The organism is Pseudomonas sp. RIT-To-2, assembly GCF_029623465.1.
Classification (GTDB): Bacteria; Pseudomonadota; Gammaproteobacteria; order Pseudomonadales; family Pseudomonadaceae; genus Aquipseudomonas; species Aquipseudomonas silvicola.
The window spans coordinates 68,141-92,153 of sequence record NZ_JAPYKM010000026.1 but is presented as its reverse complement, the minus strand read 5'-3'; the positions used below and the strand labels follow the sequence as shown (position 1 = coordinate 92,153).

The 24,013-nt window shown below is 63.2% G+C and carries 21 protein-coding genes; all 21 read right to left on the bottom strand.

The annotated features are described in order from the left end of the window. Positions 1 to 147: 147 nt before the first annotated feature. The 21 genes from nuoN to QBK88_RS21265 all read right to left on the bottom strand — a co-directional run bounded on the left by nuoN (position 148) and on the right by QBK88_RS21265 (position 23,976). A complete protein-coding gene (gene nuoN, locus QBK88_RS21365; RefSeq protein ID WP_158156558.1) occupies positions 148 to 1,617 on the bottom strand; it encodes an NADH-quinone oxidoreductase subunit NuoN in 1,470 nt (489 codons plus the stop codon). 7 nt (positions 1,618 to 1,624) lie between these two features. After that, the gene (gene nuoM / locus QBK88_RS21360) at positions 1,625 to 3,157 is read right to left on the bottom strand and encodes an NADH-quinone oxidoreductase subunit M (RefSeq protein ID WP_277963605.1); all 1,533 of its coding nucleotides are present in this window, start codon (positions 3,155 to 3,157) and stop codon (positions 1,625 to 1,627) included. A 39-nt stretch (positions 3,158 to 3,196) separates the two neighbouring features. Next, positions 3,197 to 5,050 carry an NADH-quinone oxidoreductase subunit L gene (nuoL, locus tag QBK88_RS21355; protein ID WP_277963604.1) on the bottom strand — a complete coding sequence of 618 codons (1,854 nt, stop codon included), beginning with the start codon at positions 5,048 to 5,050 and terminating at the stop codon, positions 3,197 to 3,199. Next, positions 5,047 to 5,355: an NADH-quinone oxidoreductase subunit NuoK gene (gene nuoK / locus QBK88_RS21350; protein WP_158156564.1), complete on the bottom strand. Its 309-nt coding sequence runs from the start codon at positions 5,353 to 5,355 to the stop codon at positions 5,047 to 5,049. The genes nuoL and nuoK overlap by 4 nt, the downstream gene beginning before the upstream one ends. Positions 5,356 to 5,358: 3 nt before the next feature. Then, entirely contained in the window at positions 5,359 to 5,859 is a 501-nt protein-coding gene (gene nuoJ / locus QBK88_RS21345) for an NADH-quinone oxidoreductase subunit J (protein ID WP_277963603.1), read from the bottom strand. A 9-nt stretch (positions 5,860 to 5,868) separates the two neighbouring features. Beyond that, complete coding sequence (gene nuoI / locus QBK88_RS21340) at positions 5,869 to 6,417, bottom strand: NADH-quinone oxidoreductase subunit NuoI (RefSeq protein WP_003174725.1); 549 nt, start codon at positions 6,415 to 6,417, stop codon at positions 5,869 to 5,871. A gap of 11 nt (positions 6,418 to 6,428) precedes the next feature. Beyond that, entirely contained in the window at positions 6,429 to 7,436 is a 1,008-nt protein-coding gene (gene nuoH, locus QBK88_RS21335) for an NADH-quinone oxidoreductase subunit NuoH (RefSeq protein ID WP_268150809.1), read from the bottom strand. Further along, a complete protein-coding gene (nuoG, locus tag QBK88_RS21330; RefSeq protein WP_277963602.1) occupies positions 7,433 to 10,144 on the bottom strand; it encodes an NADH-quinone oxidoreductase subunit NuoG in 2,712 nt (903 codons plus the stop codon). The genes nuoH and nuoG overlap by 4 nt, the downstream gene beginning before the upstream one ends. A 142-nt stretch (positions 10,145 to 10,286) precedes the next feature. Further along, on the bottom strand, positions 10,287 to 11,642 hold the full coding sequence (nuoF, locus tag QBK88_RS21325; protein WP_277963601.1) for an NADH-quinone oxidoreductase subunit NuoF: 1,356 nt from the start codon (positions 11,640 to 11,642) through the stop codon (positions 10,287 to 10,289). Further along, entirely contained in the window at positions 11,639 to 12,136 is a 498-nt protein-coding gene (nuoE, locus tag QBK88_RS21320) for an NADH-quinone oxidoreductase subunit NuoE (RefSeq protein ID WP_268150814.1), read from the bottom strand. Before nuoE ends, nuoF begins: the two co-directional genes overlap by 4 nt. Before the next feature lie 2 nt (positions 12,137 to 12,138). Further along, positions 12,139 to 13,920, bottom strand: coding sequence for an NADH-quinone oxidoreductase subunit C/D (gene nuoC, locus QBK88_RS21315; RefSeq protein WP_268150816.1), 1,782 nt, complete (start codon positions 13,918 to 13,920; stop codon positions 12,139 to 12,141). Positions 13,921 to 13,994: 74 nt separating this feature from the next. Further along, the gene (locus tag QBK88_RS21310) at positions 13,995 to 14,669 is read right to left on the bottom strand and encodes a NuoB/complex I 20 kDa subunit family protein (RefSeq protein WP_158156576.1); all 675 of its coding nucleotides are present in this window, start codon (positions 14,667 to 14,669) and stop codon (positions 13,995 to 13,997) included. A gap of 10 nt (positions 14,670 to 14,679) precedes the next feature. Beyond that, the gene (locus QBK88_RS21305; protein WP_008369061.1) at positions 14,680 to 15,093 is read right to left on the bottom strand and encodes an NADH-quinone oxidoreductase subunit A; all 414 of its coding nucleotides are present in this window, start codon (positions 15,091 to 15,093) and stop codon (positions 14,680 to 14,682) included. A 568-nt stretch (positions 15,094 to 15,661) separates the two neighbouring features. Then, positions 15,662 to 16,987: an isocitrate lyase gene (gene aceA, locus QBK88_RS21300; RefSeq protein ID WP_158158930.1), complete on the bottom strand. Its 1,326-nt coding sequence runs from the start codon at positions 16,985 to 16,987 to the stop codon at positions 15,662 to 15,664. A gap of 546 nt (positions 16,988 to 17,533) precedes the next feature. Then, positions 17,534 to 18,286: a secretin N-terminal domain-containing protein gene (locus QBK88_RS21295; protein ID WP_277963600.1), complete on the bottom strand. Its 753-nt coding sequence runs from the start codon at positions 18,284 to 18,286 to the stop codon at positions 17,534 to 17,536. 182 nt (positions 18,287 to 18,468) lie between these two features. Continuing rightward, positions 18,469 to 18,891 (bottom strand): GNAT family N-acetyltransferase, encoded by a 423-nt coding sequence (locus QBK88_RS21290; RefSeq protein WP_277963599.1) that lies wholly within the window; start codon positions 18,889 to 18,891, stop codon positions 18,469 to 18,471. Continuing rightward, entirely contained in the window at positions 18,884 to 20,053 is a 1,170-nt protein-coding gene (locus QBK88_RS21285; protein WP_268150823.1) for a ribosomal protein uL16 3-hydroxylase, read from the bottom strand. The genes QBK88_RS21290 and QBK88_RS21285 overlap by 8 nt, the downstream gene beginning before the upstream one ends. Positions 20,054 to 20,137: 84 nt before the next feature. Next, the gene (purB, locus tag QBK88_RS21280) at positions 20,138 to 21,508 is read right to left on the bottom strand and encodes an adenylosuccinate lyase (protein WP_277963598.1); all 1,371 of its coding nucleotides are present in this window, start codon (positions 21,506 to 21,508) and stop codon (positions 20,138 to 20,140) included. A gap of 106 nt (positions 21,509 to 21,614) precedes the next feature. Then, the gene (gene hflD, locus QBK88_RS21275) at positions 21,615 to 22,235 is read right to left on the bottom strand and encodes a high frequency lysogenization protein HflD (RefSeq protein WP_176570293.1); all 621 of its coding nucleotides are present in this window, start codon (positions 22,233 to 22,235) and stop codon (positions 21,615 to 21,617) included. After that, positions 22,232 to 23,359: a tRNA 2-thiouridine(34) synthase MnmA gene (gene mnmA, locus QBK88_RS21270; protein ID WP_268150827.1), complete on the bottom strand. Its 1,128-nt coding sequence runs from the start codon at positions 23,357 to 23,359 to the stop codon at positions 22,232 to 22,234. The genes hflD and mnmA overlap by 4 nt, the downstream gene beginning before the upstream one ends. Before the next feature lie 176 nt (positions 23,360 to 23,535). Then, the gene (locus QBK88_RS21265) at positions 23,536 to 23,976 is read right to left on the bottom strand and encodes an NUDIX hydrolase (protein ID WP_277963597.1); all 441 of its coding nucleotides are present in this window, start codon (positions 23,974 to 23,976) and stop codon (positions 23,536 to 23,538) included. Positions 23,977 to 24,013: the final 37 nt, after the last annotated feature.

The window sequence follows — 24,013 nt, the reverse complement described above, 5'->3', positions numbered from 1 at the left end:
CTCCTGTGGGACCGGGCGAAGCTCGGGAAGGATGCACCGCGCAGTACCTGCTGCACTATGAACTGGCCACCGCCTGAAGCCCCATGACAGTTGCCCCTGAAACGACAAACCCCGCCGAGGCGGGGTTTGTCGTTCATCAACCGTCGGTCAACCGATCAGTTGAAAGCCAGCATGCTGCACCAGGTCCAGCAGCGGCTGCGGGTAGATGCCCAGTGCGAACGCCAGCAAGGCAATCGCCAGCAACATCACGCCGCCAGTACGCTGTTCCCAGTTGAACGGTGCATCGTGGCGACGCAGGTTCGGTTCAATGAGGTACAGGGTGACCATCACGCGCAGGTAGTAGAACACGCCGATGGCGCTACCAATCACCAGCGAGCCGGTCAGCCACCACAGTTGCGATTGCACGCCAGTGGCGATGATGTAGAACTTGCCGATGAAGCCAGCGGTCAGCGGGATACCCGCCAGCGACAGCATCATCACGGTCAGCACCGCCGTCAGGTACGGACGGCGCCAGAACAGGCCGCGGTATTCGTACAGGGCGTCGGCGTCACGGCCGTTGTACGGCGAGGACATCAGGGTAATCACACCGAAGGCGCCCAGGCTGGTGATCACGTAGGTCACCAGGTACACGCCGATGGCTTCCAGCGCCAGGCCCTTGCTGGCCACCAGGGCAATCAGCAGGTAACCGAAGTGGGCGATGGAGGAAAAGCCCAGCAGGCGCTTGAGGTTGGTCTGGGTCACGGCCAACAGGTTGCCGATCAGGATCGACGCCACGGCTATGACTTCCAGCACGGTGGTCAGCACGCCGCTGCTGGCAGCCGGCGACAGTTGGAACAGACGCACTACCACGGCGAACACCGCCACCTTGCTGGCGGTGGCCAGGAAGGCCGCCACCGGCGCCGGGGCGCCTTCGTAGACGTCCGGGGTCCACAGGTGGAAGGGCACCAGCGACAGCTTGAACGCCAGGCCCACGAACATCATCGCCAGGCCCAGGGACGCGAGGCTGGTGGGCTTGCCGGTGGCAGCCAGGGCGCGGCCGATTTCGGCGAACTGCAGGCTGCCGGCGTCAGCGTAGAGCAAGGCCATGCCGAACAGCAGGAATGCGGAACCGGCGGCCGACAGCACCATGTACTTGATGCCGGCTTCCAGCGACCGCTTGTTGAAGAAGGCGTAGGCGATCAGGCCATACACCGGCACCGACAGCAGCTCCAGGCCGATGAACAGGCTCGACAGGTGCTGCGCGCTGACCAGCACCATGCCACCGGCCGAGGCCATCAGGATCAGCAGGTACAGTTCTTCGCGGTTGCCCGGGTAGCCCGAGCCACCGTCGCCCAGGTAGGCGTGGGCCAGGGTCACGCACGCCAGGGTGGCGACCAGGATCAGGGCAATGTACAGGCAGGCGAAGTGATCGATCTGGATCAGCGAGGTGACGCTGATGGGCGACACCTTGAGGGCCGGCAACACCGAGAGCAGGGCCAGGTTCAGCCCCGCCACCGACAGCAGGAAGGTTTGCGAGTGATTGCGCCGCCAGGCGATCGCCAGCATCACCACCACGACGGTGAGGCTGGTGATCAGCAGCGGTGCAAGCGCGATAAAATGTTGAAGGGTCAGGTCCATAGCGCTCTTACCGGGCCGAAGCGAGTTGAGTGAAAGCGGTGCCGAACCACTGCTGGACACCGGCCATGGTAGCGGCCGAGGTGTCGAGGAAGGGTTGCGGGTAGACGCCAAGCAGGATGATCAGGACCGCCAGGCCCAGCACCATGATCAGTTCGCGGTTGTCCATGCCGGCCAGGACCGCGTCGGATTTCGACGGGCCGAAGTAGGCGCGGTGGATCATGATCAGCGAGTACACCGAACCAAACACCAGGCCCGATGTGGCGATGATGATGACCACCGGTGCGAACGGGAAGGTGCCCAGCAGTATCAGGAACTCACCGACGAAGTTGCCGGTGCCCGGCAGCCCCAGCGAGGCGGCGGCGAAGAACAGGCTGATGGCCGGCAGGTAGGCGATGCGTGACCACAGGCCGCCCATTTCGCGCATGTCACGGGTGTGCAGGCGCTCGTACAGCTGGCCGCTGAGGATAAACAGTGCCGCCGCCGACAGGCCGTGGGCCAGCATCTGTACCACTGCGCCTTGCAGCGCCTGCTGGGAACCGGAGTAGATGCCAATCAGCACGAAGCCCATGTGCGACACGCTGGAGAAGGCGATCAGGCGCTTGATGTCGGTCTGCGCGAACGCCAGGAAGGCGCCGTAGAAGATACCGATCAGGCCCAGGGTCATGGCAATGGGCGCGAACTCCGCCGACGCGTGCGGGAACAGCGGCAGGGCAAAGCGCAGCAGGCCGTAGGCCGCCGTCTTCAGCAGGATACCGGCCAGGTCCACGGAGCCGGCGGTAGGCGCCTGGGCGTGGGCGTCAGGCAGCCAGCTGTGGAACGGCACCACCGGCAGCTTCACCGCGAAGGCGATGAAGAAGCCCAGCATCAGCAGGTATTCCACACCGTGTGGCAGCTTGGCCTTGAGCAGGTCGGCGTAGTTGAAGGTCATCACGCCGGTGTTGCTGTAGTTGAACAGCACCAGGCCCAGGATCGCTACCAGCATGATCAGGCCGCTGGCCTGGGTGAAGATGAAGAACTTGGTGGCCGCGTAGATACGGGTTTTCTTGCCGTCCGCCGAGCTGTGACCCCAGAGCGCGATGAGGAAGTACATCGGCACCAGCATCATTTCCCAGAAGAAGAAGAACAGGAACAGGTCCAGGGCCAGGAACACCCCGACCACGCCGCCCAGGATCCACATCAGGTTGAGGTGGAAGAAGCCGACGTGGCGCTGGATCTCTTTCCAGGAACACAGTACCGAGAGCACACCCAGCAGGCCGGTGAGTAGGATCATCAGCAGTGACAGGCCGTCCAGGCCCAGGTGCACGCTGATGCCGAAGCGCTCGATCCACTGGACCTTGAACTCGTAGGCCCACGCCGGGGCGGCGCCCGGGGCAGGGGACAGATGGTAGTCACCGTGGGCCCACAGCCAGAGGCCGATGGCAAGTTCCAGGGACATGGTCAGCAACGCGATCCAGCGTGGCAGGGTGGCGCCGTGGCGCTCACCCAGCCAGCACAGAAGGCCGCCGATAAAGGGGATCAGGATCAGCCAGGGCAAAATCATGACGGGCTCAATTCCTTTCGCAAAGTCGCAAGGTTCATATCAGACCGAAGCCAGCACTACGGCACCGAGTACCAGTACGGCACCGGCAACGATGGAGGCGGCATACCAGCGCAGTTGGCCGGTCTCGGTACGGCTCATGGCGGTGTTGCCGCCTTTTGCCATGCGCGGGATCAGGCCGATGGTGCGGTCTACCGGGTCCTTGCGCAGCAGGTGGCTGATGCCAAGGTACGGTTTGACGAACAGTTTGTCGTAGATCCAGTCGAAGCCCCACGCAGCGAACCACCAGGCCGACAGCACGCGGCCAGGGCCGCTGTTGGCGATGGCGGTGGCGACGCGGCGCTTGCCCAGGAACAGCAGGGCCGCCAGCAGGATACCGGCCAGGGCGATGGCGCCCGAGGCGATTTCCAGGCTGTGCTTGGCTTCGCCGCCGGCGTGGCCGACGCTTTCCGGCAGCACGCCGGCCAGTGGCGGGTGAATCCAGGCGCCGACGAAGGTCGACAGCACGATCAGCACGCCCAGCGGCAGCCAGTGGGAAATACCGTGGCCAGGGTGGGCATCGGTCTTCGCTTCGCCGTGGAAGGCGATGAAGATCAGGCGGAAGGTGTAGATCGAGGTCATGAACGCGCCGAACAGGCCGGCGTACAGCAGGTAGGTGTGGCCGCTGGCGAAGGCTTCCCAGAGGATCTCGTCCTTGGAGTAGAAGCCCACGGTCAGGATCGGCAGGGCCGACAGGGCCGCGCCACCGACGATGAAGCAGGCGTAGGCCAGGGGCAGTTTCTTCCACAGGCCGCCCATCTTGAAGATGTTCTGCTCGTGGTGGCAACCCACGATCACCGCACCGGAGGCCAGGAACAGCAGGGCCTTGAAGAAAGCGTGGGTCATCAGGTGGAAGATCGCGCCTTCCCAGGCGCCGACGCCCAGGGCAAGGAACATGTAGCCGATCTGGCTCATGGTCGAATAGGCCAGGATGCGCTTGATGTCGGTTTGCACCAGCGCGGCGAAGCCGGCCAGTACCAGGGTCACGCCGCCGACGATGCCCACCAGGTGCAGGATATCCGGCGCCAGGGCGAACAGGCCGTGGGTACGGGCGATCAGGTACACGCCCGCGGTCACCATGGTGGCGGCGTGGATCAGTGCCGATACCGGGGTAGGACCGGCCATGGCGTCTGCCAGCCAGGTCTGCAGCGGCAGTTGCGCGGACTTGCCCACCGCGCCGCCCAGCAGCATCAGGGTGGCGGCGACGATCCAGAAGTCACCGGCCTTGAAGTGCTCAGGCGCACGCACCATCAGTTCCTGGATGTTCAGGGTACCCAGCTGCTGGAACAGGATGAACAGGCCGATGGCCATGAACACGTCACCGATGCGGGTGACGATGAAGGCTTTCAGCGCGGCGTTACCGTTGTTGCGGTTGCTGTAATAGAAACCGATCAGCAGGTAACTGCACAGGCCCACGCCTTCCCAACCGAAGTACAGGAACAGCAGGTTGTCGGCCAGGACCAGGAACAGCATGCTGGCGATGAACAGGTTAGTGTACGAGAAGAAGCGCGAGTAGCCCTCTTCACCGCGCATGTACCAGGACGCGAACAGGTGGATCAGGAAGCCCACGCCCACCACCACGCCGAGCATGGTGACCGACAGGCCGTCCACGTACAGGGCGAAGTTTGGCTCGAAGCCGTCCACCGACATCCAGCGCCACAGCACCAGGGTGTAGTGGCCCGCTTCGGGCGGGGCGACGTTGAACTGCCAGATCACGTAGGCGGCGACGATGGCCGACAGGCCGATGGAGCCGACACCTATCAGCGCCGAGAGGTTTTCGGAAAAGCGCCCGCGCGAGAACGACAGCAGCAGGAAGCCGATGAGGGGAAATACGAAGGTCAGAAAGATCAGGTTCATCCGCGCATCTCACTGGCAGCGTCGATATCAAGCGTGTGGAAGCGGCGGTACAGCTGCAGCAGGATCGCCAGGCCGATACTGGCCTCGGCGGCTGCCAGGGTGATGACCAGGATGAACATGATCTGCCCATCAGGCTGCGCCCAGCGTGCACCGGCCACGACGAACGCCAGCGCAGCGGCGTTCATCATGATTTCCAGGCTCATCAATACGAAGAGGATGTTGCGGCGTACCATCACGCCCATGAGGCCCAGGCAGAACAGCACACCGGCGACGGCCAGGCCGTGTTCCAGAGGAATCGATGACATGGTTTACTCCTTCGCCTCGTTGCGGCCCAGGTGGAAGGCGGTGACCACGGCGGCCAGCAGCAGCATCGAGGCCAGTTCCACCACCAGCAGGTAAGGGCCGAACAGGCTGATGCCCACGGCCTTGGCGCTCACGGTTTCCTGGCCGATGGCGGCGCCACTCGGTTCGGCGAACAACACGTAGCACAGTTCGAACAGCAGCATGCCGGCCAGGAAGATCGGCCCGGCCCAGATGCCCGGCTTCAGCCAGCCCCGTTCCTGCAGCACCGACGCCGGCCCCAGGTTGAGCATCATCACCACGAAGACGAACAGCACCATGATGGCGCCGGCGTAGACGATCACCTCCAGCACCCCGGCGAACGGTGCGCCGAGGCTGAAGAAGGTCATGGACACGGCGATCAGCGAAATGATCAGGTAGAGCAGCGCGTGCACGGGGTTGGTGTTGGTGATCACCCTGAAGGTGGACACCACGGCGACTCCGGCTGCGAAATAGAAAGCGAATTCCATCTTTCTTCCTTAAGGGAGCAAGCTCTTCACGTTGATCGGCTCGGCTTCGTTCTGCGCAGCGCCTTTCGGCTTGCCGGCAACGGCCATCCCTGCAACGCGATAGAAGTTGTAGTCAGGGTTCTTGCCGGGGCCGGAGATCAGCAGATCTTCTTTCTCGTACACCAGGTCCTGACGCTTGAACTCGGCCATTTCGAAATCCGGGGTCAGCTGGATCGCGGTGGTCGGGCAGGCTTCCTCGCACAGGCCGCAGAAAATGCAGCGGGAGAAGTTGATGCGGAAGAAGTCCGGGTACCAGCGGCCGTCTTCGGTCTCGGCTTTCTGCAGCGAGATGCAACCCACCGGGCATGCCACGGCGCACAGGTTGCAGGCCACGCAGCGCTCTTCGCCGTCGGGGTCGCGGGTCAGCACGATACGGCCGCGGTAGCGCGGCGGCAGGTACACGGCTTCTTCGGGGTACTGCAGGGTGTCACGCTTGCGGAAGCCATGGCCGAATACCATCACCAGGCTGCGCAGTTGGGTACCCGTACCCTTAACGATGTCACCAATATATTTGAACATGGGTCAAATCCTCACTGGGCCGCAACAGCTGGCGTGTTCAACAACACGAGCGCAGCGGTCACCAGCAAATTGATCAGGGTCAGCGGCAGGCAGAATTTCCAGCTGAAATCCATCACCTGGTCATACCGTGGGCGCGGAATGGACGCGCGCAGCAGGATGAAGATCATGATGAAAAACGCGGTCTTCAACGCGAACCACAGGAACGACAGTTGCGGCAGGATATCGAACGGGCCGTGCCAGCCACCGAAGAACAGGGTCACCAGCAACGCCGAGATCATGATGATGCCGATGTACTCGCCGACGAAGAACATGCCCCATTTCATGCCGGCGTATTCGATGTGGTAGCCGTCGGCCAATTCCTGTTCCGCTTCCGGCTGGTCGAAGGGGTGACGGTGAGTCACGGCCACGCCGGCGACGAAGAAGGTGCAGAAGCCGAAGAACTGCGGAATGATGAACCACAGGTGCTGGGACTGGTATTCAACGATGTCGCGCATGTTGAACGAGCCCACCTGCACCACGATGCCCATCAGCGCCAGGCCCATGAACACTTCGTACGACACGGTCTGGGCCGAGGCGCGCAGGCTGCCCAGCAACGCGTACTTGTTGTTCGACGACCAACCGGCGAACAGTACGGCGTATACCGAAAGACCGGCCATGGCGAAGAAGAACAGCAGGCCGATGTTCAGGTCGGCGATGCCCCAGGTGGGGGTGATCGGGATGATGGCGAAGGCGATCAGCAAGGCACTCATGGCCACCACCGGCGCCAGGGTGAAGATCACCCGGTCGACGAAGGGTGGGTTCCAGTCTTCCTTGAAGAACATCTTCAGCATGTCGGCGGCGATCTGGAACATGCCGAACGGGCCGACACGGTTCGGACCGTAGCGGTCCTGCCACCAACCCAGCAGACGCCGCTCGACGAAGCTGAGCAGCGCGCCGCAGACCACCACGGCCAGCATGATCACCAGGGCCTTCACGACAGCAATGATGATGTCGATCACTTCAGGGGTGAACCAGGTCATTGTGCTGCCTCCTGCAGGCCGTCAACGGTGGCGCCGGCGAACGCGGGCGGGATACCGGCCAGGCCGGCGGGCAGGGCGACGAGGCCGGCGCCCAGTTCCTCGTTGATGCGCAGCGGCAGGCGCAGGGCCACGCCCGCGACGTTCAGGCTCAGCAGCGCACCATCGTTGACGCCCAGGCGGTCGGCTTCGCTTTTCGCCACGCTGACATAGGCGGGTTGGATGCGTTCCTGCACCGGGGCCGCGCGGGACGAGTTTTCCTCGGAACCGAACAGGTGGTGCACGGGCACGGCGGTCCAGGTGCCACGGGCCGGGGCGAAGGCGCCCGGAATGGCGGTGAACCAGTTCAGGTTGTCGCCCTGGGTTTCGATCAGGCGGGTGCCCGGGTCACCGGCTCGCAGGTGGCCACCCACTTCGTCCTGGAACTTGTTCCAGGCCTGTGGCGAGTTCCAGCCCGGCGACCAGGCGAACGGCACCTGTTGGCGCGGCTCGACGGAGCCCGAGTAACCTTCCATGGAGAAGGCGAACGCGGTGTCCTTGTCCTGGGAGGTGCGCGGCTCGTGCACGCTGATGTTGGCGCGCATGGCGGTGCGGCCGCTGTAACGCAGCGGTTCACGGGCCAGTTTGAGGCCTTTGACCCGGAAGGTCGCCGACGGTGCGGCGTCAACGATGCGCGCCAGGGCCGGCTTGCTGTTAGCCACGGCCTGGGTCACCTGGTCCAGCTGGGTGAATTCGACCATGCGGTCCAACAGGGTGCTGCGCAGGGCGTGCAGCCAGCGCCAGCCTTCGTGGATCAGGTTGCTGGCGTCCAGGTAAGCCGGGTCGAACACCTGGAAGAAGCGCTGGGCGCGGCCTTCCTGGCTGACCAGGGTGCCGTCGCCTTCGGCGAAGCTGGCCGCTGGCAGTACCAGGTGGGCGCGTTCGGCGGTGGCGGTCAGTTGGTGGTCGGCGACGATCACCACCTTGGCGGCGTTCAGGGCGGCGTCCACCTTGGCGGCCGGCAGGCGGGTGTACAGGTCGTTTTCAAGAATCACCAGGGCATCGGCGCGGCCTTCGATCACGGCGTCCAGCGCCTCGTCGACCGACTCGCCGCCCATCATGGCCAGGCCCAGGCTGTTGGCCTCGGGCACCACCAGGCTCAGGGAGCCTTGCTTGCCGGCCAGGTGCAGGGCCTTGGCGATGTTGCCGGCGGCTTCGATCAGCGCGCTGGAGCCCAGGGAGGTACCGGAAACGATCAGTGGGCGCTTGGCCTTGAGCAGCGCGTCGGCGATGCGTTGGGCCAGTTCCAGGGCCTCGGCGTCCAGGCCGGTGACGGCCGGGGCGCTGGCGTCCAGGGCGTGGGCCACGGCAAAGCCGATGCGGGCCAGGTCGTCGGGCGCGGCATGCACGCACTCTTCGGCCACGTCATCGAGCTTGGTGTCGCTGAGGCTGGCGATGAACAACGGGTGCAGCGCGTGCTGGCCGATGTTCTTCACTGCGGCGTCCAGCCAAGGCTGCACGCGCATGGCGTCGGCCATTTCCTCGGCCTTGCCCTTGACCGACTGGCGCAGGGACAGGGCAAGGCGCGCGGCGGTCTGGGTCAGGTCTTCGCCGAGGACGAAGATGGCGTCGTGGTCTTCCACTTCGCGCAGGCTCGGGATCGGCAGCGGGCTGTTTTTCAGCACGTCCAGCACCAGGCGGATACGGCCCAGTTCAGCGGCTTCGATACCGCTGTAGAAGTGCTCGCCACCCACCAGTTCCAGCAGCGCGTAGTTGCTTTCCAGGCTGGCACGGGGCGAACCGATGCCGACGATGTTGCGGCCGCGCAGCAGTTCGGCGGCCTTGTCCAGGGCAGCGTCCAGGCCCAGCTTCTGCTGGCCCTGCAGTGGCTGGCGCGGGCGGTCCTTGCGGTTCACGTAGCCGTAGCCGAAACGGCCACGGTCGCACAGGAAGTACTGGTTCACCGAGCCGTTGTAGCGGTTCTCGATGCGGCGCAGTTCACCGTAGCGTTCGCCGGGGCTGATGTTGCAGCCGCTGGAGCAGCCGTGGCAGATGCTGGGGGCGAACTGCATGTCCCACTTGCGGTTGTAGCGCTCGGAGTGGGTCTTGTCGGTGAACACACCGGTGGGGCACACCTCGGTGAGGTTGCCCGAGAACTCGCTTTCCAGCACGCCGTCTTCGACGCGGCCGAAGTACACGTTGTCGTGGGCGCCGTACACGCCCAGGTCGGTGCCGCCGGCGTAGTCTTTATAGAAGCGCACGCAACGGTAGCAGGCGATGCAACGGTTCATCTCGTGGGCGATGAACGGGCCGAGCTCCTGGTTCTGGTGGGTACGCTTGGTGAAGCGGTAGCGCCGCTCGTTGTGACCGGTCATCACGGTCATGTCCTGCAAGTGGCAATGGCCGCCTTCCTCGCACACCGGGCAGTCGTGCGGGTGGTTGGTCATCAGCCACTCGACGACGCTGGCGCGAAACGCCTTGGATTCTTCGTCGTCGATGGAAATCCAGGTGTTGTCGGTGGCGGGGGTCATGCAGGACATGACGATGCGACCACGGGTGTCGTTCTCGTCGGTGTACTGCTTCACCGCGCACTGGCGACAGGCACCGACGCTACCGAGTGCGGGGTGCCAGCAGAAATAGGGGATGTCGAGGCCCAGCGACAGACAGGCCTGTAACAGGTTGTCTGCGCCATCGACTTCGAGCGCTTTGCCGTCTACGTGGATAGTGGCCATGGTTCAAAGTTCTTCGTTGGCCCGCGTGGGCGGGCGTGGCTAATGGAAAGCTGTGTGCCGGCCCGAACGCTCGTCACAGGCGGACCTGTGGCAGGGCAGGGGGCAAGCGGCCGGTGGCACGGACCACCGGCTTTGAGTCTTGTTATGCGCCGACCGTGATCGGGCGCGCCAGGTCCGGGCGCAGGCCGCTGTTTGCGGCGATGCCAGCCTCGAATTCCGGGCGGAAATATTTGATCGCACTGCCCAAGGGCTCCACGGCACCAGGTGCGTGGGCGCAGAAGGTCTTGCCTGGGCCGAGGAAACCGACCAGGCCCAGCAGCGTCTCGATGTCGCCTTGCTGGCCCTGGCCGTTCTCGAGGGCGCGCAGCAGCTTGACGCTCCACGGCAGGCCGTCACGGCACGGGGTGCAGAAACCGCACGATTCGCGGGAAAAGAACTCTTCCATGTTGCGCAGCAAGGACACCATGTTGACCTTGTCGTCCACGGCCATGGCCAGGCCCGTACCCATGCGGGTGCCGACCTTGCCGATGCCGCCGGCGTACATTTGCGCGTCCAGGTGCTCGGGCAACAGGAAACCGGTACCGGCGCCGCCAGGCTGCCAGCACTTGAGCTTGAAGCCGTCGCGCATGCCGCCGGCGTAGTCCTCGAACAGCTCGCGGGCCGGGATGCCGAAGGGCAGTTCCCACAGGCCCGGGTTCTTGACCTTGCCGCTGAAGCCCATCAGCTTGGTGCCGTGGTCTTCACTGCCCTCGCGGGCGAGGGACTTGTACCAGTCCACCCCGTTGCCGACGATGGCCGGCACGTTGCACAGGGTCTCGACGTTGTTCACGCAGGTCGGCTTGCCCCACACGCCCACGGCGGCCGGGAACGGCGGCTTGGAGCGCGGGTTGGCGCGGCGGCCTTCCAGGGAGTTGATCAGGGCGGTTTCTTCACCGCAGATGTAGCGCCCGGCGCCGGTGTGCACGAACAGCTCGAAGTCAAAGCCCGACCCCAGGATGTTCTTGCCCAGCAGGCCGGCGGCCTTGGCTTCTTCCACCGCGCGGTTCAGGTGCTTGGCGGCCGTGACGTATTCGCCACGCAGGAAGATGTAGCCGCGGTAGGCTTTCAACGCGCGGGCGCTGATGAGCATGCCTTCGATCAGCAGATGGGGCAGTTGCTCCATCAGCATGCGGTCTTTCCAGGTGTTGGGCTCCATTTCGTCCGCGTTGCACAGCAGGTAGCGGATGTTCATGGACTCGTCTTTGGGCATCAGGCCCCATTTGACGCCGGTGGGGAAGCCCGCACCGCCACGGCCCTTGAGGCCGGAGTCTTTCACCGTCTGGACGATGTCGTCCTGGGACAGGTCGGCGAAGGCCTTGCGGGCCGCCGCATAGCCGTCCTTGCTCACGTACTCGTCGAACCATACCGGTTCGGCGTCGTCACGCAGGCGCCAGGTCAGGGGGTGGGTTTCCGGGGTGCGGGCGATGCGGTTGGCAGGCCCGAAGGAGGTAAGGGTCATACGTAGCCCTCCAGCAGTTTGGCAACGCCGGCTGGCTGCACGTCGCCGAAGGTATCGTCGTCGATCATCAGCGCCGGGGCCTTGTCGCAGTTGCCCAGGCAGCACACCGGCAGCAGGGTGAAGCGCCCGTCCGCGGTGGTCTGGCCCAGGCCGATGCCCAGCTTGCTCTGGATTTCGCCGACCACCGACTCGTGGCCGCCGATGTAGCAGACCATGCTGTCGCACACACGAATGATGTGGCGGCCCACGGGCTGGCGGAAGATCTGGCTGTAGAACGTCGCCACGCCTTCGACGTCGCTGGCAGGAATGCCGAGGATCTCGCCAATGGCGTACAGGGCGCCGTCGGGTACCCAGCCACGTTCCTTCTGAACGATCTTCAGGGCTTCGATGGACGCCGCGCGCGGGTCCTCGTAGTGGTGCAGCTCGTGCTCGATGGCCGAGCGCTCGGTTTCGCTGAGGGCGAAACGGTCAGTCTGGATAAGCGTGCTGTTCATGCTTAGCGGTCCACGTCGGCCATAACGAAGTCGATACTACCCAGGTACGCGATCAAGTCCGCGACCATGCTGCCTTTGATCACCGAAGGGATCTGCTGCAGGTGCGGGTAGCTCGGGGTGCGGATCCGGGTACGGTAGCTCATGGTGCCGCCGTCGCTCGTCAGGTAATAGCTGTTGATGCCCTTGGTCGCTTCGATCATCTGGAAGGATTCGTTGGCCGGCATCACCGGGCCCCACGAAACCTGCAGGAAGTGCGTGATCAAGGTTTCGATGTGCTGCAGCGTGCGCTCCTTGGGCGGCGGCGTGGTCAGCGGGTGGTCCGCCTTGTACGGGCCTTCGGGCATGTTGCGCATGCACTGGTCGATGATCTTGATGCTCTGGCGCATCTCTTCCACGCGCACCATGCAGCGGTCGTAGGCATCACCGTTGTGGCCCAGCGGCACTTCGAACTCGAAGTTCTCGTAGCCCGAGTACGGGCGCGCCTTGCGCAGGTCGAAGTCGCAGCCGGTGGAACGCAGGCCGGCACCGGTCACACCCCATTCCAGGGCTTCGCGGGTGTTGTAGGCGGCCACGCCCACGGTACGGCCCTTGAGAATGCTGTTCTGCAGGGCAGCCTTGGTGTATTCGTCCAGGCGCTTGGGCAGCCATTCGACGAAGTCCTTCACCAGCTTTTCCCAGCCGCGCGGCAGGTCGTGGGCCACACCGCCGATGCGGTACCAGGCCGGGTGCAGGCGGAAGCCGGTGATGGCTTCGATCACCGTGTAGGCCTTCTGGCGGTCGGTGAAGGTGAAGAACACCGGGGTCATGGCGCCCACGTCCTGGATATAGGTACCCAGGAACAGCAGGTGGCTGGTGATACGGAAGAACTCGGCCATCATGATGCGGATGGTGTCGACCTTCTGTGGCACCTTGATGCCCGCCAGCTTTTCCACCGCCAGCACGTAGGGCAGGTTGTTCATCACCCCGCCCAGGTAGTCGATGCGGTCGGTGTAGGGGATGAAGCTGTGCCACGACTGGCGCTCGGCCATTTTCTCGGCGCCACGGTGGTGGTAGCCGATGTCAGGCACGCAGTCGACGATCTCTTCGCCGTCCAGTTGCAGGATGATGCGGAACGCACCGTGGGCGGACGGGTGGTTGGGGCCCAGGTTGAGGAACATGTAGTCCTCGTTGGTGCCCGAGCGTTTCATGCCCCAGTCTTCCGGCTTGAAGCGCGCGGACTCTTCTTCCAGCTGCTGCTTGGCCAGGGTCAGGCTGAACGGGTCGAATTCGGTGGCGCGCGCCGGGTAGTCCTTGCGCAGCGGATGACCTTCCCAGGTGGGTGGCATCATGATGCGCGACAGGTGCGGGTGGCCCTGGAAGGTGATGCCGAACATGTCCCAGACTTCACGCTCGTACCAGTTGGCGTTGGGCCAGATACCGGTGAGGGTGGGCAGGTTCAGGTCGCCTTCGTGCAGCGCTACCTTGATCATCACGTCGCTGTTCCGCTCCACCGACAGCAGGTGGTAGAACACGGTGAAATCGGCGCCCGGCAGGCCGCGGCGCTGGGTGCGCAGGCGTTCGTCGACGCCATGCAGGTCGTAGAGCATGGAGTAGGGCTTGGGCACATTGCGCAGGAAGCTCATCACTTCCTTGAGCTTGGCGCGTTCGATCCACAGCACCGGCATGCCGGTGCGGGTTTCCTGAGCGACGAACGCTTCGGGGCCGAAGCGCTGGTTCAGTTCGACGACCACGTCCTGGTCGTCAGCCTTGTAAGGCGGGATATATAGAGCGGTGTCCGCTGTCATGGTCTCGGTCGCTATTCGTCAACGTACAGAATGAAGCCAGGGTTCTTTGTGGCGATGCCGCGTAAAGAGCTGGATCAGACTTCGTCGGGGCTGCGCAGGTTGGTGACCGCGATACGCTGTTCACGGCGTTGTTCCTTTTGCGACGGCATCTCGGCGCGGTACACGCCTTGATCTCCGACGACCCAGGACAGCGGGCGACGCTCTTGGCCAATGGATTCCTGCAACAGCATCAGGCCTTGCAGGAAGGCCTCTGGGCGCGGCGGGCAGCCGGGCACATAAACGTCCACGGGAAGGAATTTATCCACCCCTTGAACGACCGAGTAAATGTCGTACATGCCACCGGAGTTGGCGCACGACCCCATGGAAATGACCCATTTGGGTTCGAGCATCTGTTCGTACAGGCGCTGGATGATGGGAGCCATCTTCACGAAGCAGGTGCCGGCGATGACCATGAAGTCGGCCTGGCGTGGCGAGGCCCGAATCACTTCGGCGCCGAACCGGGCGATGTCGTGGGGCGCGGTGAAGGCGGTGGTCATTTCCACGTAGCAGCACGAAAGCCCGAAGTTGTACGGCCACAGGGAGTTCTTGCGCCCCCAGTTCACCGCACCGCTCAGGACATCCGAGAGCTTGCCCATGAAAATGTTCTTGTGGACCTGATCCTCGAGCGGATCGGCTACGGTTTCCCGTTCGCCGATCGGATACTGGTCATTGGGTGCATCCGGGTCGATTCTGGTGAGATTGTATTGCATTGCCAAAGCCTCATTGTTTCAGCTTCGCTTGCCGCTTACGGCGACCTTCGGGAGCCCAATCGAGCGCCCCCACCCGCCAAAGGTAGACAAGACCTGCCAACAGAATTGCTATGAAAACGAGTGCTTCGACGAATCCGGCCCAGCCGCTTTCGCGTACCGACACAGACCATGCAAAGAGAAAGAGGGCTTCGATATCGAAGATCACGAACAGCATCGCGACCAGATAGAATTTCGCGGAGAGGCGCAGACGGGCGCTGCCGACCGGCAGCATGCCGGATTCAAAGGGTTCGTTCTTGCTGCGGCCCCAGGCCTTGCTACCCAGCAGGGCCGACAGCCCCAGCATGAAGGCACAGAGCCCGGCGACACCCAAAAGGAAGATGGCAAAGCCCCAGTTGTGGGCCATGAGTCCTGTCGAATCGGGCATGCTGGATTCCTTAACAGAGAGCAAAAATCTCTGGGCTTGAAAAGTAGTAAGGCAGTGACGATATGTCGCAGCTGAATCTATCGCGCTGATTTTATGGGTAAACCCGTGGCAAGTAAATTTTCTGCAGCAAATTTATTCGTAGGATTAAGCACATACACTCCCTGCAAGTGCCTTCGGGGCCCGTGGCGCGGGCGTTTGCGGGTGTTTTATAAATAACGTGGAGACCCTGGGATCGGCGTGTTTTTAATGTGTAATGATAATTAATATCATTTAAAGGCGTGCAAGTTGTGTCAAGACCTCGGTGACAGTTAACCAACTCGTACGTTCTACGTGATTTTCGCTCTATATATGTTGGCTTGGATCAAGACTTTGGTTGTAGAAGCGTAGTCGATGTGGGGGAGGGTGGTGGGAATGGTTGGGGATTGGGTGTGGGGCTGCGCGTGCATGGTTCGGCTTTTGTGGCGATCTCAAGGGCGCCAGAAGCATCAAGCCATGCACCTTGTAGCCTGATGCAATCCAAAGCAAAAAGGCCACCCGCAGGGGGTGGCCTCTTCTACATCACCTTGGATCAATGAAACTGTTCTTCCTCAGTCGACCCCGTGAGCGCCGTCACCGACGACACCCCACCCTGAATCACCGTGGTCATGTCATCAAAGTAACCCGTGCCCACTTCCTGCTGGTGCGCCACAAAGGTGTAACCCTTCGCCGCGTCAGCGAACTCCTGCTCCTGCAGCTTCACGTAGGCGGTCATGTCGTTGCGGGCGTAGTCGTGCGCCAAGTTGAACATGCCGTGCCACATGTTGTGGATGCCGGCCAGGGTGATGAACTGGTGCTTGTAGCCCATGGCCGACAGCTCGCGCTGGAATTTGGCGATGGTGGCGTCGTCCAGGTTCTTCTTCCAGTTGAAGGACGGCGAGCAGTTGTACGACAGCAACTGGTCGGGGTATTCCTTCTTGATGGCCTCGGCGAAGCGACGAGCTTCGTCCAGGTCCGGCTTGGCGGTTTCGCACCAGATCAGGTCGGCGTACGGCGCATAGGCCAGGCCGCGAGCGATGGCCTGGTCGAGGCCGGCGCGCACCTTGTAGAACCCTTCAGGCGTGCGGGTGCCCGTCACGAACGGTTGGTCATACGGGTCGCAGTCCGACGTCAGCAGGTCGGCGGCGTTGGCGTCGGTACGGGCCAGGATGATGGTCGGCACGCCGGCCACGTCAGCGGCCAGGCGCGCGGCCACCAGCTTCTGCACGGCCTCCTGGGTGGGCACCAGTACCTTGCCACCCATGTGGCCGCATTTTTTCACCGACGCCAGCTGGTCTTCGAAGTGCACGCCAGCGGCGCCCGCTTCGATCATGTTCTTCATCAGCTCGTAAGCGTTCAGCACGCCGCCGAAACCGGCTTCCGCGTCGGCGACGATGGGGGCGAAGTAGTCGATGTAACCGTCATCGCCCGGGTTCTTGCCGGCTTTCCACTGGATCTGGTCGGCGCGGCGGAACGAGTTGTTGATGCGCTTGACCACGGTGGGTACCGAGTCGACCGGGTACAGCGACTGGTCGGGGTACATGGATTCGGCCGAGTTATTGTCGGCGGCTACTTGCCAGCCGGACAGGTAGATGGCCTGGATGCCGGCCTTGACCTGTTGCACAGCCTGGCCGCCGGTGAGGGCGCCCATGCAGTTGACGAAGTCCTTGTCCGGACGGAAGGACGGCTTGGCGCCCTGGGTCACCAGCTTCCAGAGCTTCTCGGCGCCCAGGCGGGCCAGTGTGTGCTCGGGTTGAACCGAGCCGCGCAGGCGCACAACGTCGGCCGCGGAGTAGGTCCGGGTCACACCTTTCCAGCGCGGGTTTTCTGCCCAGTCTTTTTCAAGGGCAGCTATTTGTTGTTCGCGTGTCAGTGCCATGGAGATAAACCTCGTCGCATAGGTTTGGATGAAAATTCTCGCTCCGCCGGCGCTGTCCTTACAGAAACACCATGGTGGCGCTCGCAGATCAGAAGCTTAGAAGGTCTGGGACGGGCTTGACGGAGAAGGCGACGATCGAACGGTCGTTCGAGAGGGGAGTGGCAGTTGGCCGGGCGTGCCCTGTGCGTGTACACCGACCGGTCGTGGCGGTGGTGTGGCGAACAGGCCTTGCCGTGTTACCAGAATGCGCTTCCGTCCCTCGGGACAACTTCTTCGTTCCAGTCGCAATCTCGTCAGGCTGCCTTGTGGGCGTTCCAGACACGAATCGGCTCCGGTGGGTAGGTTGGAGACCGATCCGAAGGCCCTTTCCAGGGCCCCTGATTAGCGGGAGCGAGGCCATCATGCCTCGACGAAAAGGTGTCGTCAAACGTTTTGTAGTGAGTTTTTTATAACACTACATCTTTCGTCTCGAACGACTCATCAGTCAGTTTCAGAGTCTTTGGTCGACGACTCGTGGGGTGTTTTCGCGACCTGTGGGTCACTATTTCAGTCGACAGGGTCCACTTTTACCCGCAAGGTCATGTCGCTACGGCCTTGAGTGGACCAATTTCGGGTATACCCGCGCTGGTTGTACTGGCTTTGCTCGTTGGTACCGGCCAAGGTGATCCATTCGCCCAGGCGCCCGCTGACCTGCGTGTCGGTGCTTTGAACGTTCACTACATCCTGACGTTCCTGGCTCATCCGGTCATTGTTGGTACTGATGCTCAGGTGAACGGTCTCGCCGGTGACGCTGGCGGTCACGTAGAAGCCTTGGGTGACGTTCTTGTACTGGGTCTGGGTTTGCAGGCCGCCGTAGCTATCGCTTTGGGCGGTAGTGAACGGCACGCTCTGGCCGACCTGGATCAGGGCGGGGGTGCCTTCCGTCGCCTGTACCTGCTGCACGCCGCCGGTGCGGTTGGTGGTGCCGTAGGTGATGACCCGGGTGTTGCTGCCGTTGACCGTATAGCCGCCGCGGTCGCCGTCATTGCTGTCGCTGGTGTCCACGCTGATGAGAAGGCGGCGGGCGGCCACGTCCAGTTGCGTGATCAGGGCGCGCAGTTGCTGGATCTTGTCGGGGTCGGCGTTGACGATCAACTGGTTGCCATAAGCGGTGACCTTGCCGTCGCGGCCCAGGAAATTCTGCGCCACGGGCAGCAGGTCGTCGCTGGTGCGGTTGTTCAGCGCCACGATTTCGGTGGCGGCGTTGGCAGCGAAGGAAGCGGCCAGGGCCAGGGTGGCGAGGAGGGGGCGTAGCGGCATGTCCGAATTCTCCATCATTGGAGCGGACATTATGGCAGACGGGGTTGGGGCGGGAAGCGCAGATCCCTGAGTGGGACCGGGCGGAGCTCGGGAAAAGGACGCTGCGGTGTGTCAGTCATACCGCGGTGTGCTTTTCCCGAGCTTCGCCCGGGCCCACAGGGGAAGGTGGTGCTGCAGCTGGTTTAGCTAACGCGCACCATGTCCACGTGCGGGATACCCGCTTCGAGGAATTCTTCGCTTGTTACCTTGAAGCCGTGGCGCTCGTAGAACGCCGTGGCGTGCACCTGGGCGCTCAGGCTTTGCTGCTTGAGGTCCTGGCGTTCGGCCTGGGCGATGGCGGCTTGCAGCAGCGCGTCACCGACTTTCAGCCCGCGCCAGTCCTTGAGCACCGAGACCCGGCCAATTTGCCCATCGGGCAGCAGGCGGGCGGTGCCGATGGGGTAATCGCCCTCGCAGGCCAGGAAGTGCACGGCGTCATTGTCGTCGGCGTCGAACTCCAGCTCCGGGGGCACCGATTGCTCGGCGATGAACACGGCCTCGCGGATACGTCGAATGTCGGCGATGTCCTTGTGCCAATCAGCCACGCGTACGCGAATCTTATTCATCGGCAGCAAACCCCAGACTTCCCTGTTTGACCAGCTCACAGATCAGTGTACGACCTTGTTCGTCGATCATCCACGGGCCCAGGTTTTCGATGTGCAGGGCGTCGGCCGAGCAGATCAGCTTCAGCAGGTCGCGCAGCTCGCCCGGCAGCAGGCGGCTCTGGCCGCTGGCGAACAGCAGCAGGTCATCGCCCACTTCCGACCAGGCCATGCGCGCGCTCGGGTTGCGGATCAGGATGGCGCCTTCTTCCAGGCCGTCCAGCAGGTCATCTTCTTCCAGGGTTTCGCCGGCCACCAGCTCCGGGTAGCGCGGCTCGGTCATGAACTGGCCGAACCAGGTCAGCAGCAGGCGCTCATCGTTCATGTGCTCGTTGAGCAGCTTCTTCAGTCGGTCCAGGGCGTCGTGCTGGATCTGGTGCGGGTCGCTGACCGGCTGGGCGTCGGCGTCACTGTAACGGTCTTCGTCCGGCAGGAACTGGCTCAGGAAATCAGTGAAATGGGTCAGCACTTCGGACGCGCTCGGGGCGCGGAAGCCCACCGAGTAGGTCATGCAGTCGTCCAGGGCCACACCATAGTGGGCCAGGCGCGGCGGCAGGTAGAGCATGTCGCCGGGCTCCAGGGTCCACTCGTCGCTTTGCTCGAAATTGGCCAGGATGCGCAAGTCGGCGTGTTCGATCAGCGGGCTGTCGGAGTCGCACATCTGCCCGACCTTCCAGTTGCGCTTGCCGTGGCCTTGCAGCAGGAACACGTCGTAGTTGTCGAAGTGCGCGCCAACGCTGCCGCCCGGGGCCGCGAAGCTGATCATCACATCGTCGATGCGCCAGCTTGGCAGGAAGCGGAAATGCTGCAGCAGGTCGGCCACTTCTGGCACGAACTGGTCGACGGCCTGCACCAGCAGGGTCCACTCACGCTCGGGCAGTTGGCTGAAAGCGTCTTCTTCGAACGGGCCGCGGCGCATTTCCCACGGGCGTTCGCCGTGTTCGATGACGATGCGCGATTCGACTTCTTCTTCGAGGGCCAGGCCTGCCAGCTCGTCAGGGCTGATGGGGTTTTCGAAATCGGTGAACGCCTGACGGACCAGCAGGGGCTTTTTCTGCCAGTAGTCACGCAGGAACTCGCGTGCGGTCAAGCCACCCAGAAGTTGAAGAGGAGTATCAGAGTTCATGTGTAACCTATTGAATGGTTGCGCTTTTATGTCACGAATAAAAACGCCCGGCTAAGCCGGGCGTCTGAACGACGGGGCAAGGCGTCAGATGCGCTTGGCCTGAGCCGCGGCGTTACCGATGTAGGAAGCCGGGGTCAGCTTCTTCAGTTCGGCGCGGGCTTCGGCTGGCATGTCCAGGCCGTCGATGAAAGTTTGCAGTGCTTCAGGGCTGATGCCCTTGCCACGGGTCAACTCTTTCAGTTTTTCGTACGGGTTTTCGATGTTGTAGCGGCGCATCACGGTCTGGATCGGCTCGGCCAGGACTTCCCAGCAGGCGTCCAGGTCTTCGGCAATGCGCACTTCGTTCAGTTCCAGCTTGCTGATGCCCTTCAAGCTCGCCTCATAGGCAATGACGCTGTGGGCGAAACCGACCCCCAGGTTGCGCAGCACGGTGGAGTCGGTCAGGTCGCGCTGCCAGCGCGAAACCGGCAGTTTGCTGGCCAGGTGCTGGAACAGTGCGTTGGCGATACCCAGGTTGCCTTCGGAGTTTTCGAAGTCGATCGGGTTGACCTTGTGCGGCATGGTCGAGGAACCGATTTCGCCAGCGATGGTGCGCTGCTTGAAGTACCCCAGGGAGATGTAGCCCCAGATATCGCGATCGAAGTCGATCAGGATGGTGTTGTAGCGCGCGATGGCGTCGAACAGCTCGGCGATGTAGTCGTGCGGCTCGATCTGGGTGGTGTAGGGGTTGAAGCCCAGGCCCAGCTCGTCTTCGATGAAGGCGCGGGCGTTGGCTTCCCAGTCGATGTCGGCGTAGGCGGACAGGTGGGCGTTGTAGTTGCCCACGGCGCCGTTGATCTTGCCCAGCAGCGGCACGGCGGCTACCTGGGCGATCTGGCGCTCCAGACGGTAGACGACGTTGGCCAGTTCCTTGCCCAGGGTGGTCGGCGAAGCCGGTTGACCGTGGGTGCGCGACAGCATCGGCACGGCGGCGAAGCGGTGGGCCAGTTCGCGGATGTTGTCGGCGATCTGGCGCATCAGCGGCAGCAGCACGGTGTCACGGCCTTCGCGCAGCATCAGGGCGTGGGACAGGTTGTTGATGTCCTCGCTGGTGCAGGCGAAGTGGATGAACTCGCTGACCTTGGCCAGTTCCGGCAGCTTGGCGGCCTGCTCCTTGAGCAGGTACTCGATCGCCTTGACGTCGTGGTTGGTGGTGCGCTCGATCTCTTTCACGCGCTCGGCGTGTTCGAGGGCGAAGTCATCGGCCAGGGCGTCGAGGATAGCGTTGGCTTCGGCGGAGAAGGCCGGCACTTCGCTGATTTGCGGGTGGGCGGCCAGGCGCTGGAGCCAGCGTACTTCCACCAGGGCGCGGAAACGGATCAGGCCGTATTCGCTGAAAATCGGGCGCAGGGCCTGGGTTTTGCCGGCGTAGCGGCCGTCAACAGGGGAAACCGCAGTGAGCGAAGAAAGCTGCATGGGGTGTTCTCGGACAGTCGGGCAACGAAATGGGGCGCGTATCATACATGAAAATTCATTGCAGGTCGGCAGCCCAGCGCCGACCGCGCCCGTGAAGTGACGAGCGTTAACCGCGCATCATCGGGTAAAGCTCTTTGAGCAGCTTGCGCCGGCTGAAGACCAGTTGCCAGCGGTGGCCGCCCAATTGCCGCCACAGGCGTGCCGAGCGGATGCCCGCCAGCAGCAGGGCGCGTATTTTCGCGGCATTGCTGGGCTGCTGCAGGTTGCGCATGTCGCCTTGCACCTGAATACGCTGGCGCAAGGTGCTCAGGGTATCCTGGTACAGAGCGCCACTGGCGGCGATAACGTTTTCGTGGGTAATGCCGAAATGTTCTACCTGGGACTGGATCTGCGGCAGACGTTTGCCGATCACCTCCAGCAAGTCGTCACGCTTGCCCAGCTGTCGCTCCAGGTTGAGCATCGACAGGGCGTAGCGCAGCGGTTCGCGCTGCAGGCTCGCCGGGTCGCGCTCCAGGGCACTGACCAGGGCGCGGTAGCCCTCGCGAAGGTTCAGGTCGTCACCGCCAAACACCTCCAGGGTGTCCTTGGGGTCGCGGATCAGCAGGCTGCCGAGCATGCAGCCCATGGCTGCCTCGGTGCTCTGGCCGGTCTTGGCGATGCGGTCCACCAGCACGGCGGCCTCGAACACGCCGCCCAGGGCAATCAGTTGCTCCTGAATCTGGTTCATGCCTGGCCCTTGCTGGTCCAGGGCTCCGCCACTTCGATGACACCGCCACCCAGGCAGATCTCACCGTCGTAGAACACCACGGACTGGCCCGGGGTGACGGCGCGCTGCGGTTCGTCGAACACGGCGCGGTAGCCCTTGGCGGTCTGTTCCAGGGTGCAAGCCTGGTCGCTCTGGCGGTAGCGCACCTTGGCGGTCAGGCGGCGCGGGCTGCTCAGGTCGACGGGGTTCACCCACCAGATTTCCGAGGCCAGCAGGGCCCGGGAAAACAGCCATGGGTGGTCATTGCCTTGGCCGACCACCAGCACGTTGCGCTCAAGGTCTTTTTCCAGCACGTACCACGGCTCGTCGCCGGCGTCTTTCAAGCCGCCGATGCCGAGGCCCTGGCGCTGGCCGATGGTGTGGTACATCAGGCCATGGTGGCGGCCGATCACTTCACCTTCGGTGGTCTGGATCTCGCCAGGCTGGGCGGGCAGGTACTGCTTGAGGAAGTCGCTGAAGCGGCGCTCGCCAATGAAGCAGATACCGGTGGAGTCCTTCTTCTTGGCGGTGGCCAGGCCGTGTTTCTCGGCGATGGCACGTACTTCCGGCTTTTCCAGCTCACCCACCGGGAACAGCGTGCGGGCGATCTGTTCACCGCCCACGGCGTGCAGGAAGTAGCTCTGGTCCTTGTTCGGGTCCAGGCCCTTGAGCAGTTCGGTACGGGCGTCGACGTCGCGGCGGCGCACGTAGTGGCCGGTGGCGATAAGGTCGGCGCCCAGGGACAGGGCGTAGTCCAGGAAAGCCTTGAACTTGATTTCGCGGTTGCAGAGGATGTCCGGGTTCGGCGTGCGGCCGGCCTTGTACTCTTCCAGGAAGTGTTCGAAGACGTTGTCCCAGTATTCGGCGGCGAAGTTGGCCGTATGCAGCTTGATGCCGATACGGTCGCACACGGCCTGGGCGTCGGCCAGGTCTTCGCGGGCGGTGCAGTATTCGGTGCCGTCGTCTTCTTCCCAGTTCTTCATGAACAGGCCTTCCACCTGGTACCCCTGTTCGAGCAGCAGGAGGGCGGACACGGAAGAGTCAACGCCGCCGGACATGCCGACGATAACGCGCTGGGTTTCAGGGGCAGCAGCTGAATCACGCATAGGAATTGGGTGTGTGTCTGGGAAAAGCAGGGGATTCTACCACCAAGCGATGGTCAGTGCTTGTGTTGTGCTGATGCTGCTGGCCCCATCGCGAGCAAGCTGTGCTCCCACAGGGTTGACTGCACCTGCGCCGTACACCTGTGGGCGCACAGCTTGCTCGCGATGAGGCCCGTAGCTCAACGGATCAGGGAGAGGCTGTGCAGCGGGTGTTCCAGGTAGTCGTCGATGCATTGCAGTAGCAACTCGCTACGCCAGCGGGCCTTCTGCGCAATGATCTCGTCACGGGTCAGCCATTGCGGGCCGATGATGCCGTGGTCCAGCGTGCGCTCGGGGTCATGGTGCACCGGCTTGCCGGCGAAACACACCCGCTGGTACGTGATGCCGTTGCTGGGCGCGGTATACAGGTAGATGCCGATCACGCCGGTGAGCTCGACGTCGTAACCGGTTTCCTCGACGGTTTCGCGAATGGCCGCCTCGATCAGGCTCTCGTCGGGCTCCAGGTGCCCGGCAGGCTGGTTGAGCACGGCGCGACCGCCCTTGAGTTCTTCGACCAGCAGGAAACGGCCTTGCTCTTCGATGACGGTGGCGACGGTGACGTGGGGGATCCAGGGGCGCATGGGCCCTCCTTTCAGTCGGGAGCTTTGAGCTGCAGGC

Bases quoted from the DNA above. Each gene is read 5' to 3' on its own strand.
- nuoG (WP_277963602.1), bottom strand. From the start codon at position 10,144: ATGGCCACTATCCACGTAGACGGCAAAGCGCTCGAAGTCGATGGCGCA.
- hflD (WP_176570293.1), bottom strand. From the start codon at position 22,235: ATGAACCAGATTCAGGAGCAACTGATTGCCCTGGGCGGCGTGTTCGAG.
- QBK88_RS21285 (WP_268150823.1), bottom strand. From the start codon at position 20,053: ATGAACTCTGATACTCCTCTTCAACTTCTGGGTGGCTTGACCGCACGC.
- nuoK (WP_158156564.1), bottom strand. From the start codon at position 5,355: ATGTCATCGATTCCTCTGGAACACGGCCTGGCCGTCGCCGGTGTGCTG.
- nuoH (WP_268150809.1), bottom strand. From the start codon at position 7,436: ATGACCTGGTTCACCCCTGAAGTGATCGACATCATCATTGCTGTCGTG.
- QBK88_RS21310 (WP_158156576.1), bottom strand. From the start codon at position 14,669: ATGCAATACAATCTCACCAGAATCGACCCGGATGCACCCAATGACCAG.
- nuoM (WP_277963605.1), bottom strand. From the start codon at position 3,157: ATGATTTTGCCCTGGCTGATCCTGATCCCCTTTATCGGCGGCCTTCTG.
- nuoF (WP_277963601.1), bottom strand. From the start codon at position 11,642: ATGACCCTTACCTCCTTCGGGCCTGCCAACCGCATCGCCCGCACCCCG.
- QBK88_RS21305 (WP_008369061.1), bottom strand. From the start codon at position 15,093: ATGCCCGATTCGACAGGACTCATGGCCCACAACTGGGGCTTTGCCATC.
- nuoE (WP_268150814.1), bottom strand. From the start codon at position 12,136: ATGAACAGCACGCTTATCCAGACTGACCGTTTCGCCCTCAGCGAAACC.
- aceA (WP_158158930.1), bottom strand. From the start codon at position 16,987: ATGGCACTGACACGCGAACAACAAATAGCTGCCCTTGAAAAAGACTGG.
- QBK88_RS21265 (WP_277963597.1), bottom strand. From the start codon at position 23,976: ATGCGCCCCTGGATCCCCCACGTCACCGTCGCCACCGTCATCGAAGAG.
- nuoN (WP_158156558.1), bottom strand. From the start codon at position 1,617: ATGGACCTGACCCTTCAACATTTTATCGCGCTTGCACCGCTGCTGATC.
- purB (WP_277963598.1), bottom strand. From the start codon at position 21,508: ATGCAGCTTTCTTCGCTCACTGCGGTTTCCCCTGTTGACGGCCGCTAC.
- nuoJ (WP_277963603.1), bottom strand. From the start codon at position 5,859: ATGGAATTCGCTTTCTATTTCGCAGCCGGAGTCGCCGTGGTGTCCACC.
- nuoL (WP_277963604.1), bottom strand. From the start codon at position 5,050: ATGAACCTGATCTTTCTGACCTTCGTATTTCCCCTCATCGGCTTCCTG.
- QBK88_RS21290 (WP_277963599.1), bottom strand. From the start codon at position 18,891: ATGAATAAGATTCGCGTACGCGTGGCTGATTGGCACAAGGACATCGCC.
- nuoI (WP_003174725.1), bottom strand. From the start codon at position 6,417: ATGTTCAAATATATTGGTGACATCGTTAAGGGTACGGGTACCCAACTG.
- nuoC (WP_268150816.1), bottom strand. From the start codon at position 13,920: ATGACAGCGGACACCGCTCTATATATCCCGCCTTACAAGGCTGACGAC.
- QBK88_RS21295 (WP_277963600.1), bottom strand. From the start codon at position 18,286: ATGCCGCTACGCCCCCTCCTCGCCACCCTGGCCCTGGCCGCTTCCTTC.
- mnmA (WP_268150827.1), bottom strand. From the start codon at position 23,359: ATGCGTGATTCAGCTGCTGCCCCTGAAACCCAGCGCGTTATCGTCGGC.